Genomic DNA, 17222 nt, shown 5'->3' with positions numbered 1-17222 from the left:
GGCGGGCGGGAAAACCTCCGGTTTGATAGGACAGGAACAATTGCCTGTTATGGAAAGATCAATCTGAGGCGTATTGTTGGCAGATCTTGCGGAACTGCCCCGGCGTCATGCCGGTAATTTCGCGGAACGCCTGATAAAAGTTCGACTGTGAAGTGAAGCCGACGCTCAACCCTACCGACAATACGGATGCGGACGGTTCCTCCCGCAGCATGTCTTCCGCCGCTTCCACCCGGAATTCGCGCACATAGCGGGAAAAGCCCTTGCCCAGACGGGTGTTGATCAGTTCCGACAACTGGTGGCTGCTGAGGCCGATTTGTTCGGCGAGGCCGGGCAGGTCAAGGTCGGGGTCGCGGAACAGCTCCCGTTCCTGCATCAGCCCTTCCACTTCCGCCAGCATCATGTCGCAATCGATGTTGCCGAGGGTGGAGACGGCATAGGTTTCGCGGGCGGCTTCGCTGACATCGGTCGGCAGGTGCGGGGCTATGCCAAGCGTGATGTTGACCAGCAGGAAAGCGACGCCGATGGCGCTGGCGTACAGCGTGAAGAAGGTGCTTTCCGCCAGCAATGGCAATCCCAGCCCCAGCAGCATCACCACCAGCGCGGTGACGAAGACTGTGCCAAGGATGCCAAGCTCCAGCCGGAACCGGCTGCGTTGCCCACGCAGGGCGTAAATGCTGCGTGCCAGCCACAACAGGTAACCGGCACCGATCGCAAACGCCAGCGGCAGCGCCAGTTGGAACGGTAGGAACGGCGCGGCCAGCACGGGGGCCAGATGCAGCAGTTGCGGGAGCATCCGGCCGTTTTGCGCCTGCAACAAGGGTTTGCTGAACAGGTAAAAGGCGGGGGCGACCGCGAGCAGCATGACCTGATAGTGCGGGTTGTGGAGGGAACCCAGGCCGTATTGCAGCGCATAGAAGTGGCTAAGTTGCAGGCCGGTCAGGATCAGCAGCAGGATGATCCCCATCGCTTGGGCGAAAAGCTGGCCTTTATAGTTTTCACAGCGGAAATGGATGATCCCTATCGACAGGGCGCTGAATACGGAATAGCCAATCAGCAAGGTGGCGAGCGTATGCATGGGGTCAATGCTGGTCGTCGGGGCGGCAGGCGGCGTTGGCCTGGATCAGGGCGTTGATCTGTTCCTTGCTTAACTTGCCTGTGGAACTCATGGCTTCCTGGGCGATGTCTTGGATGCTTTTGCTCCCAGCTTCCTTCGCTGGCGGCGCTTCCGCGCACCCGGTCAGCAGGTGGGAAACAACCAGCACACTGGCGGCGGCGATTATGTTGGGGTGTATCCTGTTCACGCGAATGTACTCTCAAAACAATGGAATGCGTTACCAATAACATATTCCGCTGGGCGGACATACATAGAATCTGTCAATGCCGCCACTTATTGCCGATAGGCGGATGCATGGCGGACGCTGGTTTCTGTGGTTGTGGCAAGTGGCTGGTTTCGCAAAATTATCGAAAAAGGAAATGGAAAATCCGTCTACGGTTGAAAAAAATTTTCCGCCTTATTCAGGTTGGCGCCAACACCGTACCTAGGCTGGATTTCTTCCAGTTATCCACAGGCTGTTCACAGGTTTTTGACAATATGTTGTGCTTGACCATCCATAAAAACACATCCTATAGTATTTGCCTAGAAGAAATCCACTTCTGGGCTAACAATATTCTGCCGGCATTGTCAAGCTACTCCGGCCTTGTTTGAGGATTAAAAATGCAAGCCGCCAGCATACAGGAATTAAAACCCTTCACCCCTGCTTCCATCGTGTTCACCATGCCAGAAACTCACCCCTGTTCGTGTAAGGTCATACGCCGCAATGGGCAAGTGACCGATTTTGACGGCAGCAAAATTCAGGTCGCCATGGCCAAAGCCTTTCTGGATGTGGAGGGCAGCCAGGCTTCCGGCTCCGCCCGCATCCACGACACGGTGCGCAAGCTGACCGCGCAAGTGATCGAAACCCTGCTGCGCCGCACCCCGGATGGCGGCATGGTGCACATCGAAGACATCCAGGATCAGGTGGAACTGGCGCTGATGCGCGCGGGTGAACACAAGGTGGCGCGCAGCTATGTGCTGTACCGCGAGGAGCGCTCCCGCCTGCGTGCCGAAAAAGAGGCTAAAACCAGGAAGAAAGGCAAACGTCCCGAACTTCTCATCCATGTCAAAACCCCAAATGGCGACTTGAAGCCGCTGGATGAGGAGCGCCTGCGCAAGATCGTGGCTGAATCCGTCGACGGCCTGGAAGGCGTGGATGCGCGGCAGGTGCTGAACGCCGCCATGCGCAACCTGTACGACGGCATTTCCGAGAAAGAAGTGGCGACCGCGCTGATCATCAGCACCCGTGTGCTGATTGACCGCGACCCGAATTATTCCCAAGTGGCCGCGCGCATGCTGCTGGACAGCCTGCGCCGGGAAGTGCTGACCTTCCTGGAAGGGCGGGCAGCCGAGGCGACGCAAGTGGAAATGGCCGGGCTGTACCCGGAAATCTTCCGGAAAACCATTCTGACTGGGGTGAAGGTCGAACGTCTGGGTGAAGACCTGCGCAACTACGACCTGGACAAGCTGGGTGCGGCGATCAGGCCGGAACGTGACTTGCAATTCACCTACCTCGGCCTGCAAATCTTGTATGACCGTTATTTCCTGCACCATGATGGTGTCCGTTTCGAATTGCCGCAGGTGTTTTTCATGCGTGTGGCGATGGGGCTGGCGATCAATGAAGTGGATCGTGAGGAACGCGCCATCGAGTTTTACGACCTGCTGTCCAGTTTCGATTTCATGAGCAGCACGCCAACGCTGTTCAACTCCGGCACGTTGCGGCCGCAACTGTCTTCCTGCTACCTGACCACGGTTTCCGATGACTTGGACGGCATCTACAACGCGATCAAGGACAATGCGTTGCTGTCGAAATACGCTGGCGGCTTGGGCAACGACTGGAGCCGGGTGCGCGGCATGGGCGCGCACATCAAGGGCACCAACGGCAAATCGCAGGGCGTGGTGCCATTCCTGAAGGTGGCGAATGATACGGCGGTGGCGGTCAATCAGTGTTTTGCACCGGATACCTGTATCCATACGGCTGATGGCGTCAAGGCCATCCGGGACGTGAAGGCGGGTGATCTGGTGCTGGGCATCAGCGGCACGTACCGTGAAGTCAGGCGTGCCATGGTTTACAACCAGCATGACGCCATGGTGGCGCTGGATGTGAAACATGCCATTGAATCTGTGCAAGTGACAGCAGGGCATCCGTTTTACGCCATTCGCGGTGTGCCAATGGAACAGGCCAACAGCCGTGCCCATGACTGGCTGGCAAAAGGCAAGGTCAAGCCTGCATGGGTCGAAGCTGGTCAATTGCAGAAAGGCGATTATGTTGCCCAGGTGATCCCGACTGAAACAGTCATGGTGGATGGTTTTGATGCTGACGATGCCCGTTTGTACGGTATTTTGCTGGGTGACGGCCATCTGTCCAAAAAGGGTGCGCAATGGGGGGTTTCCGGCAATCCGCAACGTGATTCCCACCTGCAATTCGTGCGTGGCTATCTGGCGGTGCGAGGTATCCATTGCTGGGAAACCAGCCGGGGTGACTCGTATCTGCAAATTCACTGGGCAAGTGGGCGTGGTGCAGTGCGTGATGGCACGACTGGGCGTATTGTTGGTGCGGGCGAGGCTGCCCTGCCATTTACCTACGACGATTTGTACAATGTGCAGGGTGAAAAGCGCATTGCCCGCCGTTTCAGCCATTTGCCCCGCCCTCAAACCTTGGCATTGCTGCAAGGCTTGTTGGAAACCGATGGTGGCGTCAGCCGGGGCAGGGAAATCTATTTCACCAGCACCTCACGTCAATTGGCGGAAGGGGTGCGTTACCAGTGCCTGCGTCTGGGGGTGCCTACTGCAGGGCAATGCCGCGAGCGCGACAATGCCCATACCGGAACCCGTTCCGACGGTACGCAGATTGAATTCAATGGTGTCACCAAGGCATTCGACATTCGTATTCCTGCCGTCTCAGGCATTGCTGAACTGGTGGGTTGCCAGCCCATTGAAAAGCACAACTGGTTGACTTACAACGGCTGTGTGTTCAGCCGGGTGCGTAGCGTGGAAGCCACGCCAACCCTGCCGTTTGTGTTTGACTTGATCGTGGAGGGAGATGAGTCTTACATGACCACGGCGGCACTGGCGCACAATGGCGGCAAGCGCAAGGGCGCGGTGTGCGCCTATCTCGAAACCTGGCACATCGACATTGAGGATTTCCTCGAACTGCGCAAGAACACCGGCGATGAACGCCGCCGCACCCATGACATGAACACCGCCAACTGGATTCCCGACCTGTTCATGAAGCGGGTGGCGGAAGAAGGCGAATGGACGCTGTTTTCGCCGGACGATGCGCCCGACCTGCACGACCTGAGCGGGCAGGCGTTTGAAGCGCGCTACGTTGAATATGAGGCGAAAGCGGCGCGCGGCGAGATCAAGCTGCACCGCAAGGTCAAGGCTGTTGTGTTGTGGCGCAAGATGCTGGGCATGCTGTTTGAAACCGGCCACCCGTGGATCACGTTCAAAGACCCGTGCAATGTGCGTTACACCAACCAGCATGTCGGCGTGGTGCACAGCTCCAACCTTTGCACGGAAATCACCTTGCACACCAACGACAGCGAAATCGCCGTGTGCAACCTGGGTTCCGTCAACCTGCCCGCGCACGTCATTGACGGCAGGTTGGACATCGCCAAGCTGGAGCGCACCGTCACCACCGCAATGCGGATGCTGGACAACGTCATCGACTACAACTACTACAGTGTGCCGCAGGCGCGCCGCTCCAACCTGCGCCACCGCCCGGTGGGCTTGGGGATCATGGGGTTCCAAGATGCATTGTATAAGATGAACCTCGCTTATGCCTCCACCGAGGCGGTCGAGTTTGCCGACCAAAGCATGGAGGCGGTTTCCTATTTCGCCATCCGCGCTTCCAGCAATATGGCGGCGGAGCGTGGGCGTTACGCCAGCTACGAAGGTTCGTTGTGGAGCAAGGGCGTCCTGCCGATCGACTCGCTGGAAATGCTGGGGCAGGAGCGCGGCCAATATTTCATCGTCGACAAGACCCAGCGGCTGGATTGGGATGGCTTGCGCAACCTGATCAAACGGCAGGGGATGCGCAACTCCAATTGCATGGCGATTGCGCCGACCGCAACCATTTCCAATATCTGCGGCGTGTCGCAATCCATCGAGCCGACTTACCAGAACCTGTTCGTCAAATCCAACCTGTCGGGCGAATTCACCGTGATCAACCCGTATCTGGTGGAGGATTTGAAGCAACTGGGCATGTGGGATGAGGTGATGATGAACGACCTCAAATATTTCGACGGCTCGGTGCAGCCGCTCGACCGGGTGCCGGACGCCATCAAGGCCAAATACGCCACTGCTTTCGAAATTGACGCCCGCTGGCTGGTTGAAGCCGCCAGCCGCCGCCAGAAATGGCTTGACCAGGGCCAGTCGCTCAACCTTTACATGCAGGAGCCGAACGGCGCCAAGCTCGACAACCTGTACAAGCTGGCATGGGTGCGCGGGCTGAAAACCACGTATTACCTGCGCACCTTGGGGGCTACGGGGGCGGAAAAAACCTCAACCGACGAGCCACCCCAAAGCGAGGAGGCTGTTGGCTTCAAAGCTGTGGCCGGTCTGGTGGCGGTTGGGTCGGAAGCGCCGAAGGCGTGCTCCATCCTTGACCCTGATTGCGAGGCTTGCCAATAAGAATTCTGGAGAAAGAAAAATATGATGCTAAACTGGGAAGACCCATTGGCCGCCCCGATTCCCCGGGCGAATGGCCATAGACCACAACTTAAAGTCGTTGATGCCGTTGATGAACCTGTTGTGGAGGTAGAAAACCGTGAAATCGTTGCTGAAACCCAAATTGCAGAAAGTACGCCAGCGCAGCCGCAGGCGCCTGCAACGGAGGTAACAGAAGCGGCTTCCCCCCTTACGGAGGAGGCCGCTGCGAAGGTGCCGCAACGCCGCGCCCGCACGCCTTTCACGGCTGAAGCCTTCAAGCCGCAACAGCCAGTACGCGCTGAAGACAAGCGCGTCATCAACGGCAGCGGCGACATCAACCAGCTCGCGCCCTTCAAGTACCCCTGGGCGTGGGAATTTTTCATCAACGCCAACAAGAACCACTGGACGCCGCTGGACATCAACATGGCGCAGGATGTGCACGATTACCATCACAACCTGAAGCCGGAAGAAGTCCATGTGTACGAAAACGTGCTGGCCTACCTGACCACTTCCGACATCCTCGCCATGCGCAATATCGGGCTGGCGGTGATGGAAAAAATGACGGCGCCGGAACTGCAAATCTATCAGGCGCGGCAGGTGTATGAGGAGTCGTTGCATACCTGGACTTACCAGCATTGCATCGAAACTATCGGCCTTGACCAGGGGGAAATCTACAACCGTTACCGCGTCGTGCCGGAAATCAACGCCAAGATCCAGATGTCCAACCGCCGTCTGTCTGACGCCATGCGCCCCGACATCAACCTGAAGGACGCCGATGACCTGCACGATTTCGTGCTGTCCTACACGTTCTTCGCCAGCATTTTCGAAGGTTGCTGGTTCTATAACGGTTTTTCGCCGATTTTCGCCCTGCAACGCCGTGGCCTGATGAAAGGCACCGCGGAGCAGTTCCAATACATCATGCGTGACGAGGTGCTGCATTGCTCGTTCGGCATCCGTGTGGTGCGCCAGATCATGCAGGAGGAAAATGTCAGGCTTGACCCGCAGGCCGTGCGCGACATGTGGGACGAGGCCGAAGCCGCTGAAGCCGCTTACGCCCGTTTCCTGCTGCCGAGCCCGATCCTGGGCTACAACGCGGAAGACCATACCCAGCAGTTCCGCTTCATCGCCAACCGCCGTGCGCGCCAACTGGGGATGGAAGAGCCGTTCCCTGGCGCACAGAATGCGCTGCCGTGGCTGGATGAACAGTCGAATATGCGCAAAGAGAAGAATTTCTTTGAAACCCGTGTGACGGAATACCAGACAGGTGGTGCCTTGAAGTGGGATTAATCTGCTGGTTTTTGGCGCTTGCCGGATTACTCCGGTAAGGTGCCGTCAACAATGTAGTTGCCAGCGACGTGCGTGTTGGCCGGATAAAGCAATACGTTGCTTCTCAATAGGTTGATGTCGTTAGCAGGGCCGGCGTAGAGGCTGACGCCATCCAGGTTCAAGTCCGTGGTGCGATAGCCCGGAAGAATAAAGCTGCTGTTCGCCAGGGAGTTGTCAGGGTGTGCGAGCACCGCGCCGAGCAGGACATTCGCGTCGTTGTCAGGCCCTGTGGCGATGATATGGTTGTTATTGTTGGCGTCCCCTGCCCATAACAACGCCCTGTTGTTTTCAATTGTGCGGGCGTATGCGCCTGCTGTCGGTAGGCCGGGTGAAGTGAAATCCACCGCTGTGCTGGTTGGTGACAAAGCCAACGGCGCTTGGGTCATGACGCCCAGGTGGTTTCGGTGGCGCAATGCCACGTAATAGGAATTTGCGGTTACTTGAGGGATGCGCAGTGTAGGCGTGTTGGTTTGTGGGTCAGCCACATCGCCGTCACGTTGAAGCAAAGCGGCAGCCGCCGCCAGCCGTGTGCCGGGGTCGTCTTTGTCGCGCAATTCCACCAAAACCCAGTCCACTGGCGCATCGTCGCCGCTGGTCGCCAATATTGCCGCAGTGGTTGTTTCTTCCCCAGCGTAATGGTTTGCCAAGTCGTTGTAAGGCTGGCTCAGGGGAAGATAGGATTTTTGGCGTAAGTTATCCCGCATGCGCCCGTCGCTGCTGGCGTAGGCTCCCTGCAAAAAGGCGCGCAGGTTCAAGCTTATGTAGGGTGGCTCACAGGCAAACACACCCAGCCCGGCAATGGCGAGGTCATCCCCGTAGGAACTGGTGGCGCTGTCAACCAACCGCAGGGTGACGGATGTTTGGCCTGCTCCAGTGGTGAAGGTTTGTTCCAGGCGAGTCCAAATATCCTGGCCTTGATCGCTGACTGAGTCCAGCGGCACATCAAAGGGTTCGCCAAGTGCGACCTCATCAGCGTAAAGCTGGATAATCGGGTTATGGACGCCACTGAGGTCTGGGTTCACCACATTGCTGACATAAGCAGCAAAACTGTACGTTGTATTGGGTTGCAATCCTGTCAGGGTGCTTTGCCATGCGGTGAACGGGCCGCCTTTATCGTTACCATTCACATACAGAAAATTTGCCAGGGCGGGTGCTTGATGTCCGGGATCCCCTGGGAAGGGCCATTGCAGGGTGGTGCTTTGGTAATGTCCGGTCGTGATGATGGAGGCATTGGTGGAGCCGCCCGGCGAGCCGTCTGCTGGGTACTGGTTGTCACCAAAGTAGTAAGCTTCTGTCTGCCATGAGCCTCCGGAAAGGGGCGTATTGGATGGGCTAGCCCCACCGTTAAGGATGCTGAAATCGTGGTTGGGGGCTAGATTGGTTTGGGAATAAACGGTATCCGCCGGGCAACCTGTTTGGTTGGGGGCGGGAACAATCTGTGCTGCGTGGATATTGGAACAGCAGACGATGCCTGCCAATATTGATATTGTGTAAGTGATTGGGGCTGGAAAGGTCATGCGGTCGTCCGGATTTTTATGCTAGTTATACGGAAACTGTGCCGGACAATAGTCTAAACAGGTTTAGGCGGAAGCAGGAATATAATGGATGAATGGCGCGCTGCAGATAAGGCAGGTTCTGGAACGTCAAGGGATGACGTTTGTGGTCATCCCTTGACGCTGCTCAAAGAAATGTGCCGGTCAAGTCGGTTTTGACGCTTATTGTGCAGGTTTCGCTTCAGTTGCAGGAGCCTGAGGCGCTGCGGTTGGCGCTGGCATAGGCATTGCGTAACCGTCTTTGGCGGTGTTGCTGTAGCCGTAGCCATTGCCGTAACCATTGCCATAACCGTAACCGTTGCCTGCGCCGTACCAGTCGCCGTTGCCTTTGCCATTGGCGGCCATGTCGCTATCCATGCTGGTGCGGCCTTTGCCTTTAAAATTGACAGTGAATTCGACTTCGCCATCAGCGTCGCCTTTGCCACGGCCCCAACCGTTGACATCACCAGCGCCGTTGCCGTAGCCGTTACCGTAAGCGTTGGAAGCGGCAGTGCCGTTACCTGAGCCGTTGCCTGTGCCGGAGCCATTGTCAAAACCGTTGAAGAATTCTGCGGAAGCGGCAGTGGACAGGGCGATCAGGGAAGCGAATGCGATAGCTTGCAATTTCATGTTTCAGTCTCCTAGCAAATTTGTGTGAACTTCAATATGAGAGAATTCTAATATTAGCAGTTACTAATGTAAAGGGTTCTTTTAGGTTTTTTTGAACTTTTTGCAAATCGTCTGACAATCGGGCGTAATGTTGAGAAAATGCTATGCTTTGCGTCATGAGTAATGCTATGTCCGATGCCTTGTCGCGCCTGTGCAGCGAATTGATCGCCGCCGGGCAGTTCTTCCATTCCAGGGGCTGGGTTCCCGCCACCAGCAGCAATTTTTCCGCCCGCTTGGATGCGGAAACGCTCCTGATCACCAGCTCCGGCCAGCACAAGGGTCGGCTGGAGGCAGGGGCGGGTTTCCTGCGGGTGGATTTGCAAGGTGTTTCGCTGGATGCGGGCAAGCGCCCTTCGGCGGAAACCGGCCTGCATATGTTGATGTATCGGCGTGACCCGGCGATGGGGTGTGTGCTGCATACCCATTCCGTCAACGCCACCGTATTGTCGATGCGGATGCAGCAGGTGGCGCTGGAAGGCTACGAGGTGCAGAAGGCTTTCCCCGGTGTGGAGACGCATGAGGGCAGCCTGCTGATCCCGGTGTTCCCCAACAGCCAGGATATTCCGGCACTGGCAAGGGAAGTGGACGCTTGGCTGGAGGCCAATCCGCAGACGGTGGGTTATCTGATCCGTGGGCATGGGCTGTATACGTGGGGCGCGACAGTGGCGGACGCCCAACGGCATGTTGAGGCGCTGGAGTTTCTGTTTGAGTGTTATTACCGGCAATTATTGCTGGACAGGTGAAGGGCGATGAGCGAATTGAAGATTTATGCGGAAAACGACCCGCAGCAGGCGCAGACCTATACGGACTACGCTTCCATCAGCGAATTGTTGCAGGCGCAGGGCGTGCGTTTCGAGCGCTGGCAGGCCAATGCGCCACTGACGGACGCTTCCACCCAAGATGAGGTGATCGCGGCCTACCATGCCGACGTTGCGCGCTTGATGGCGGAAAACGGTTTCCAGAGTGTGGATGTGGTCAGCCTGAACCCGGATCATCCGGACAAGCTGGCGTTGCGGCAGAAGTTCCTTAATGAACATACGCATTCTGAGTTTGAAGTGCGCTTTTTTGTGGATGGGCAAGGGCTGTTCTATTTGCATTTGGGCGATCAGGTATACACGGTGTTGTGTGAAAAAGGCGACCTGATCAGCGTGCCAGCGGGGGCTACCCATTGGTTTGACATGGGGCCGAACCCGAATTTCAAATGCATCCGCCTGTTTACCAATCCGGCAGGTTGGGTGGCCAATTTTACCGGCAACGACATCGCCGACCGTTTCCCGCGCCTGGAAAACTGATGACCATCAAAGCCATATTGACTGATATTGAAGGCACCACCACCAGCCTGTCATTCGTCAAGGATGTGCTGTTTCCGTATGCGGATCAGCACATGCAGGAATTTGTGACGGCGCACCGGCAAGACCCTGCTGTCGCCAGACTGATTGACGATGTGCGGCTGGAAGTGGGCAAAGCCAACCTGTCGCTGGCGGAGGCAATCGCCCAGTTGCGGCAATGGGTCGCCGAAGACAAAAAGCTTACGCCGCTCAAGGCCATTCAGGGCCTGATGTGGGAAGAGGGTTACCGCAAGGGCGATTTCACCGGGCATGTTTATGAGGATGCGGTGCGCAATTTGCTGCTTTGGCACGATCTTGGCCTGAAGCTGTATGTCTATTCTTCCGGGTCAGTGCATGCGCAGAAGTTGCTGTTCGGGTATTCCGACGCGGGTGACTTGACACCTGTCTTCAGCGGCTATTTCGATACGCAAACCGGCCACAAGCGGGAGCCGGATGCCTACCGGCGGATTGTGGCGGCGATTGGTTTGCCCGCAGCGGACATCCTGTTTCTGTCTGACATCCATGAGGAGTTGGACGCGGCACAGCAGGCTGGGCTGAAAACTTGCTGCCTTGTCCGTGAAAATCAACCAACCGATGGGCTGCGGCATCCCTGGATTAGAAGTTTTGATGAAATAAACCTAACTGCTATGATGTAGCTAATTAAAATTTTTTGACTCTATTCTTCGGGCAATAATTTAAACAGTTTGGCTAATACTCAATGAATATTTTTCCCATCATCCTCGCGGCGGGTCAGGGCACCCGGATGCGTTCCTCCTTGCCAAAAGTGCTGCACCCGGTGGCAGGCAAGCCGATGCTGCAACATGTTGTCGATGCGTGCGCCTTGCTGCAAGACCGCAATGCCTCCGGCCAGCGCATGGCGGTGGTGTACGGCCACGGCGGCGAATTGGTGCGTGAGCGCATTCAAGGCGAAAACCTCAGCTGGGTCTTGCAGGCGGAGCAAAAGGGCACGGGGCATGCCGTCAGCCAGGCAATCCATCTGGTTGATGCCGACGACGTGGTGCTGATTGCATATGGCGATGTGCCGCTGATCCGTCCTGCCACCTTGCAGGCGTTGGCGCAGGGCTTGCATGATTCCTCCCTGTGTATCCTGACGACCGAGCTCACCGATCCTAAAGGCTATGGGCGTATCGTGCGCAATGCTGGCGGGCAGGTGCAGGCGATTGTGGAGGAAAAGGACGCCACCGCTGAACAGCGCCTGATCCGGGAAGTGAATACAGGCTTCATCGCCGCCCGGGGCAGGGATTTGCAACGCTGGCTGCAACAGATTACGCCGCACAATGCCCAAGGCGAATACTATCTGACGGATTGCGTCGGGCTGGCGGCGGAAGGCGGCGGCATCAGTACGGTATTGTGCGTTGACCCGCTGGAAGTGGAGGGTGCCAACAACCGTGTCCAGCTTGCCCGGTTGGAACGTGCCTGCCAGCAACGGCAAGTGGAGCAATTGATGCTGGATGGCGTCACGGTGGCCGACCCGGCGCGCCTCGACATTCGTGGCACTGTGGAAAGCGGGCAGGATGTTTTCATTGATGTGAACGTGGTGCTGTCCGGCAAGGTGAAACTGGGCGACAACGTGGTGATTGAAGCCGGTTGCGTCATCCAGGATGCGGACATTGGCACCAACGTCCATATCAGGGCCCATTCGGTGATTGAGGAAGCTGTGATCGCCGAAAACTGTGACATTGGCCCGTTTGCCCGCCTGCGCCCTGGTACGGTGCTGGCGGCCAAAGCCAAGATCGGCAACTTCGTCGAAACCAAGAAAGCCCGTATCGGCAAGGGCAGCAAGGTCAACCATCTCAGTTATATCGGCGACGCTGAGATAGGCGAAGATGTCAATATTGGCGCAGGCACGATCACCTGTAACTATGATGGGGCCAACAAGCACAAAACCATCATCGGCGACAGGGTGTTTATCGGTTCCTGCACCCAACTGGTCGCGCCGGTCAGTGTCGGCGATGGGGCCACCATCGGCGCAGGCTCGACCATTACCAAAGACGCTCCGGCAGGGGAACTGTCCCTGTCCCGCGCCAAACAAATCACCCTGAAAGGCTGGCTGAGGCCGGTTAAGGAGAAAAAATAATGTGTGGAATCGTTGGAGCCATTGCGCAACGTCCGGTGGTGGAAATTTTGCTGGAAGGTTTGCGCCGTCTGGAATATCGGGGGTATGACTCGGCTGGCGTTGCAGTCGTGCGGGATACGGGGGAACTGGTGCGCAGCCGTTCCGTAGGCAAAGTGGCGGCGTTGACCGACAAGCTGGCGGCGGAGCCGATTGACGGCAAGCTGGGCATCGCCCATACCCGTTGGGCGACACATGGCGCGCCAGCGGAGCGCAACGCCCATCCGCATTTCAGCGGCGAATGGGTCGGCATCGTCCATAACGGCATCATTGAAAACCATGCGGAGTTGCGCCAGCGTTTGCAGAATGATGGCTACCGTTTCGATTCCGATACCGATACCGAAGTCATCGCCCATCTGATCGATGTGTTTCGCCGCCAGGGCGTGAGCCTGTTGGATGCGGTCATGGCGGCACGCAGCGAATTGCAAGGTGCGTATGCGCTGGCGGTGATTTCCCCTAATGAGCCGGATACGCTGATCGTGGCGCGCCAGGGCAGCCCGCTAGTGATTGGGTTGGGGATTGGTGAAAACTTTATTGCGTCCGACATCCAGGCGTTGCTGCCGGTCACCAGCCGCTTCATTTATCTGCAAAATGGCGATGTGGCCAAACTCAACCGCCACAAAATCGAGATCCTGGATGTCAATGGTGAGCGGGCCAGCCGTCCGGTGAAAGAGTCCGGCGCGGCCATGTGCTCCGCCGACTTGGGCGAGTACCGCCATTTCATGCTCAAGGAAATCTTCGAGCAGCCGCAAGCAGTGGCCGCCACGCTGGAAAATCGTCTGGCGGCCGATCATGTCCTGCCGGGTTTGCTGGGCGCGCCGGATGCGTTGGAGAAATTGGCGCAGGTGGAGGAGGTCCAGATTATCGCTTGCGGAACCAGTTACCATGCCGGTTTGGTCGGGCGTTACTGGATTGAGGCGAACACCGATATCCCTTGCCACGTCGAAGTCGCCAGCGAGTACCGTTATCGCCGCCAGCCGCCGCGCAAGAACATGTTGTTCGTGACCATTTCCCAGTCTGGCGAAACTGCCGACACCTTGGCAGCGCTGGAGAAAATCAAGGAAAATCAGGGCTGCATGGCGACTTTGACCATCTGCAATGTGGCGGAAAGTTCCTTGACCCGTGAGTCCGACATGGCGCTGATGACGCTGGCGGGGCCGGAGATTGGGGTGGCATCCACCAAGGCATTCACCACCCAGTTGGTGGCCTTGCAATTGCTGATGGCCTTATTGATGCAGGCCAAGGGGGCGGATAAGGCGCGGGTCGCCCAGATCACGGCGGATTTGCGCAAGTTGCCCGCCTTGATCGAACAGGCGCTGGAGCTGAACCCTAAAATTGAGGTGTTGGCGGAGCGTTTCCTTGAGAAGCACCATGCCTTGTTCCTCGGGCGCGGCGAACTCTATCCGGTGGCGATGGAAGGTGCCCTCAAGTTGAAGGAAATTTCCTACATCCATGCGGAAGCTTATCCTGCGGGCGAACTCAAGCATGGGCCGCTGGCGCTGGTGGATAGCGAAATGCCGATTGTGACGGTTGCGCCGAGCACGGGTCTGCTGGAAAAGCTCAAGTCCAATTTGGAGGAAGTGCGTTCCCGTGGCGGCGAATTGTATGTGTTTGCTGACCGGGAGGCGCATATCCGGGCGGATGACAGCCTGCATGTGCTGGAAGTGCCGCCCGTGCCGGAATTGCTGGCACCGATCGTCTATACAGCGCCGTTGCAATTGTTGTCATACCATGTGGCTGTGCAAAAAGGCACGGATGTGGACAAACCCCGCAATCTGGCGAAGTCAGTAACCGTGGAATAGTATTGAAGAATCCTATGATGGATTCTTTACTATTGAATCTGTTTACTGTTGGCGTTACTGCATATTTAGTACAATCTTATATTCTAATGAACCAGCGGCTTTCCGCTGGTTTCTTTTTAGGTGGAAAAGTTCGCAATTCTTGAGGAGGAAGGCAACTCATGGGGAGTTGGCTGTTGTCGTTTCTGCATGACTGGAAGGATCGTTTCACGCCGTATAAAGATTGGATCGGTGAGTTGAGAAATCCTGATGTGTTAAGGGCGGACTCGGTCGCCGGTTTGACGGTCGCACTGGTGCTGATCCCTCAATCGATGGCTTATGCGCAGCTGGCGGGTTTGCCACCTTACATCGGCTTATACGCGTCTTTTTTGCCGGTCATGGTGGCCGCGATGTTTGGTTCGTCCCGTCAGTTGGGCACCGGGCCGGTCGCGATGGTTTCCTTGATGTCAGCGGCCGCCATGCAGCCGTATGCAGCCCTTGGGCCGGAAACGATGGTTGTCTATTCCGCCATGCTGGCGTTGATGATTGGCGTTTTTCAGTTGTCACTGGGGTTGATGCGCTTGGGGGTGATGGTGGACTTCCTGTCGCATCCTGTGGTGATTGGGTTTACCAATGCGGGGGCGTTGATTATCGCCACATCCCAATTGCCCAAAATTTTTGGCTTGAAAGTCAAGGCAGACCAGTTTGAACACGCTTATGAGTTCTGGTGGGCTACGGTCGCCTCGTTGCCGGACACTGACCTGATCACGTTTGTCCTGGGTGCTTTTGCCCTGATCACTTTAATGGTGTTGAAGAAATATGCGCCGCGCTTGCCTGGTGTCCTCATCACCGTAGTGATTACGACGATACTGTCATGGGCGGTGGATTATAAGGCGCTGGGCGGGAGCGTCATTGGGGTGGTGCCGATAGGCTTGCCTTCCTTCTCGCTTCCGGAGATCAGTTTCGATTTTAAGACCCTAAGTTCGATGGCGATAACGGCGGCCATTATTGGGTTGATTGGCTTTGTGGAGGCAATATCCATTGCCAAAGCAATGGCCTCCCAGACCCGCCAGCGCTTGTCCGCCAATCAGGAGTTGGTTGGGCAAGGGTTGGGAAATATGGTTTCAGGGTTATTCCAAGGCTATGCGGTTTCCGGTTCTTTCTCCCGTTCTGCGGTAAATTTTGCGGCAGGAGCCCAAACGGGGTTTTCTTCCGTGGTGACGGGTTTGTTGGTGGCGCTGACCTTGTTGTTCCTGACGCCGTTGCTCTACCATCTGCCGCAGGCGACGTTGGCTGCTGTCATCATTATGGCGGTGATTAATCTCATTAAAATTTCCCCTATCAAGCATGCCTGGAAGGTGGAGCCGCATGATGGCGTGGTGGCGGTTGTGACTTTTGCTGCCACCCTGGCGTTTGCGCCCCATTTGGACAAGGGGATCCTGCTGGGCGTGGTGTTGTCCCTGGGGCTGTTCCTGTACCGCACCATGAGCCCGAACCTAGTGGAGGTCGCCCGTCATGAGGATGGTTCCATGCGGGATGCGTCGGCGCATGGGCTGCAAACCAGCGAGACGGTTTCCGTGTACCGTTTCGATGGGGATTTGTATTTCGCCAATACAGGTTATCTGGAAGGGAAGCTGCTCAATAATGTAGCTAAGAAGCCAAACCTGAAAGTGCTGGTGCTGGATATGGAGTCGATTGACCAGGTGGATTCGACGGGTGAAGAAATGCTGGAAAAACTTGCCGACCGGCTAAGGTCTGTTGGCGTTGAATTTTATATTGCACGCGCCAAATTACGTGTCTATGAGGCATTTCAGCGTTCAGGTTTGGCAAGGCATATTGGCGAAGACCGTTTTTTCCGCGAACGCAAGTACGCACTGGCCCATGCCAAGGCGTTGCTTGGGGATGCGATCGATATAGAGCCGCTGCAGCGGTATATGCCCGCCGGGTCAAAATAGGGTATCCTGAAAAAGCCGTGTTTGCGGCCTGCTGTTTTTATTGGCGTTGCCGGGAGTGCTGGCTGTATGTCTGTCAAGGTGTTGTTCTTTGCTAGTTTGCGTGAGCGTCTGGGGGTGGGGCAGGTCATGCTGGACGCCACTGGGCCGCTTAGTGTTGCAGAAGTCTGGCAGCGCAGCAGCGGAGGTGCGGCGCTTCCCACCAATGTGTTGGTTTCCATCAACCATGAATATGCTGATGTTGGCAAGCAGGTGCAGCCGGGTGATGAGGTGGCTTTTTTTCCGCCTGTAACAGGAGGTTAAATGGTGCAGGTTGAATTGCTGGACATACCCTTCGACCCTTGGACGTATCTGGCTGATTGGCAGGGGCATCGATCACAACAGTCCGCCCGTTCGGGCGCTACGGCTGTGTTTGTGGGTGTCATGCGTGATTTCAATGAAGGGGATGATGTGCGGGAAATGTTTCTTGAGCATTACCCGGGCATGACTGAACGTCAATTGGAGCAGCTTGCAACAGACGCCATGCAGAAATGGCTGTTGGATGACGTATTGCTCGTTCATCGGGTGGGAAATATTTCCCCCTCCCAGCCGATTGTGTTGGTTGCCGTGTGGTCAGCTCACCGTGCGGCGGCTTTTGATGCTTGCCGCCAGATCATGGAGGTGCTGAAACACACGGCCCCTTTCTGGAAACGGGAGACGCTGACGGATGGTTCCGTGCGTTGGGTGGAGAATAATACTCCCGGCTGAAGCCTGCCGC

The 17222-nt window shown here is 56.7% G+C and carries 15 protein-coding genes; 11 read left to right on the top strand and 4 right to left on the bottom strand.

What is annotated here, in order from left to right; all coding sequences use genetic code 11:
- Window positions 1-58: 58 nt before the first annotated feature.
- Window positions 59-1075 carry an AraC family transcriptional regulator gene (locus tag VSS37_RS05570; protein WP_324693749.1) on the bottom strand — a complete coding sequence of 339 codons (1017 nt, stop codon included), beginning with the start codon at window positions 1073-1075 and terminating at the stop codon, window positions 59-61.
- 4 nt (window positions 1076-1079) lie between these two features.
- Window positions 1080-1301 (bottom strand): hypothetical protein, encoded by a 222-nt coding sequence (locus VSS37_RS05565; RefSeq protein ID WP_324693747.1) that lies wholly within the window; start codon window positions 1299-1301, stop codon window positions 1080-1082.
- A 107-nt stretch (window positions 1302-1408) separates the two neighbouring features.
- On the opposite strand from VSS37_RS05565, the gene VSS37_RS05560 reads away from it, so the two are divergent.
- From VSS37_RS05560 to VSS37_RS05550, 3 genes are all read left to right on the top strand, one after another.
- Window positions 1409-1705, top strand: a complete 297-nt coding sequence (locus tag VSS37_RS05560) for a hypothetical protein (RefSeq protein WP_324693745.1) — start codon at window positions 1409-1411, stop codon at window positions 1703-1705.
- 69 nt (window positions 1706-1774) lie between these two features.
- A complete protein-coding gene (locus tag VSS37_RS05555; protein ID WP_324693788.1) occupies window positions 1775-5728 on the top strand; it encodes a ribonucleoside-diphosphate reductase subunit alpha in 3954 nt (1317 codons plus the stop codon).
- 21 nt (window positions 5729-5749) lie between these two features.
- Window positions 5750-7033: a ribonucleotide-diphosphate reductase subunit beta gene (locus tag VSS37_RS05550; RefSeq protein ID WP_324693743.1), complete on the top strand. Its 1284-nt coding sequence runs from the start codon at window positions 5750-5752 to the stop codon at window positions 7031-7033.
- Window positions 7034-7059: 26 nt separating this feature from the next.
- Here VSS37_RS05550 and VSS37_RS05545 read toward each other — a convergent pair whose 3' ends face one another.
- Together VSS37_RS05545 and VSS37_RS05540 are read right to left on the bottom strand one after the other, a co-directional pair.
- Window positions 7060-8589, bottom strand: coding sequence for a hypothetical protein (locus tag VSS37_RS05545; protein WP_324693742.1), 1530 nt, complete (start codon window positions 8587-8589; stop codon window positions 7060-7062).
- 198 nt (window positions 8590-8787) lie between these two features.
- A complete protein-coding gene (locus VSS37_RS05540; RefSeq protein WP_324693740.1) occupies window positions 8788-9234 on the bottom strand; it encodes a sulfur globule family protein in 447 nt (148 codons plus the stop codon).
- A gap of 167 nt (window positions 9235-9401) precedes the next feature.
- On the opposite strand from VSS37_RS05540, the gene VSS37_RS05535 reads away from it, so the two are divergent.
- The 8 genes from VSS37_RS05535 (at window position 9402) to VSS37_RS05500 (ending at window position 17212) form a co-directional block, all read left to right on the top strand.
- Entirely contained in the window at window positions 9402-10016 is a 615-nt protein-coding gene (locus VSS37_RS05535; RefSeq protein WP_324693739.1) for a methylthioribulose 1-phosphate dehydratase, read from the top strand.
- A 6-nt stretch (window positions 10017-10022) separates the two neighbouring features.
- The gene (locus VSS37_RS05530; RefSeq protein WP_324693738.1) at window positions 10023-10565 is read left to right on the top strand and encodes a 1,2-dihydroxy-3-keto-5-methylthiopentene dioxygenase; all 543 of its coding nucleotides are present in this window, start codon (window positions 10023-10025) and stop codon (window positions 10563-10565) included.
- Window positions 10565-11257 carry an acireductone synthase gene (gene mtnC / locus VSS37_RS05525; RefSeq protein WP_324693736.1) on the top strand — a complete coding sequence of 231 codons (693 nt, stop codon included), beginning with the start codon at window positions 10565-10567 and terminating at the stop codon, window positions 11255-11257. Before VSS37_RS05530 ends, mtnC begins: the two co-directional genes overlap by 1 nt.
- 62 nt (window positions 11258-11319) lie before the next feature.
- Window positions 11320-12699: a bifunctional UDP-N-acetylglucosamine diphosphorylase/glucosamine-1-phosphate N-acetyltransferase GlmU gene (gene glmU, locus VSS37_RS05520; protein ID WP_324693735.1), complete on the top strand. Its 1380-nt coding sequence runs from the start codon at window positions 11320-11322 to the stop codon at window positions 12697-12699.
- Window positions 12699-14537, top strand: coding sequence for a glutamine--fructose-6-phosphate transaminase (isomerizing) (gene glmS / locus VSS37_RS05515; RefSeq protein WP_324693734.1), 1839 nt, complete (start codon window positions 12699-12701; stop codon window positions 14535-14537). Before glmU ends, glmS begins: the two co-directional genes overlap by 1 nt.
- A gap of 158 nt (window positions 14538-14695) precedes the next feature.
- Window positions 14696-16468: a SulP family inorganic anion transporter gene (locus VSS37_RS05510; protein ID WP_324693733.1), complete on the top strand. Its 1773-nt coding sequence runs from the start codon at window positions 14696-14698 to the stop codon at window positions 16466-16468.
- Between the two features lie 66 nt (window positions 16469-16534).
- Window positions 16535-16768 (top strand): MoaD/ThiS family protein, encoded by a 234-nt coding sequence (locus VSS37_RS05505; protein WP_324693732.1) that lies wholly within the window; start codon window positions 16535-16537, stop codon window positions 16766-16768.
- On the top strand, window positions 16769-17212 hold the full coding sequence (locus VSS37_RS05500) for a molybdenum cofactor biosynthesis protein MoaE (RefSeq protein WP_324693731.1): 444 nt from the start codon (window positions 16769-16771) through the stop codon (window positions 17210-17212).
- Window positions 17213-17222 lie beyond the last annotated feature (10 nt).

This window comes from Candidatus Thiothrix phosphatis (genome assembly GCF_035668035.1).
GTDB classification, from domain to species: domain Bacteria; phylum Pseudomonadota; class Gammaproteobacteria; order Thiotrichales; family Thiotrichaceae; genus Thiothrix; species Thiothrix phosphatis.
The sequence above is the reverse complement of the archived record's forward strand: the minus strand, read 5'-3'. Positions and strand labels throughout refer to the sequence as shown.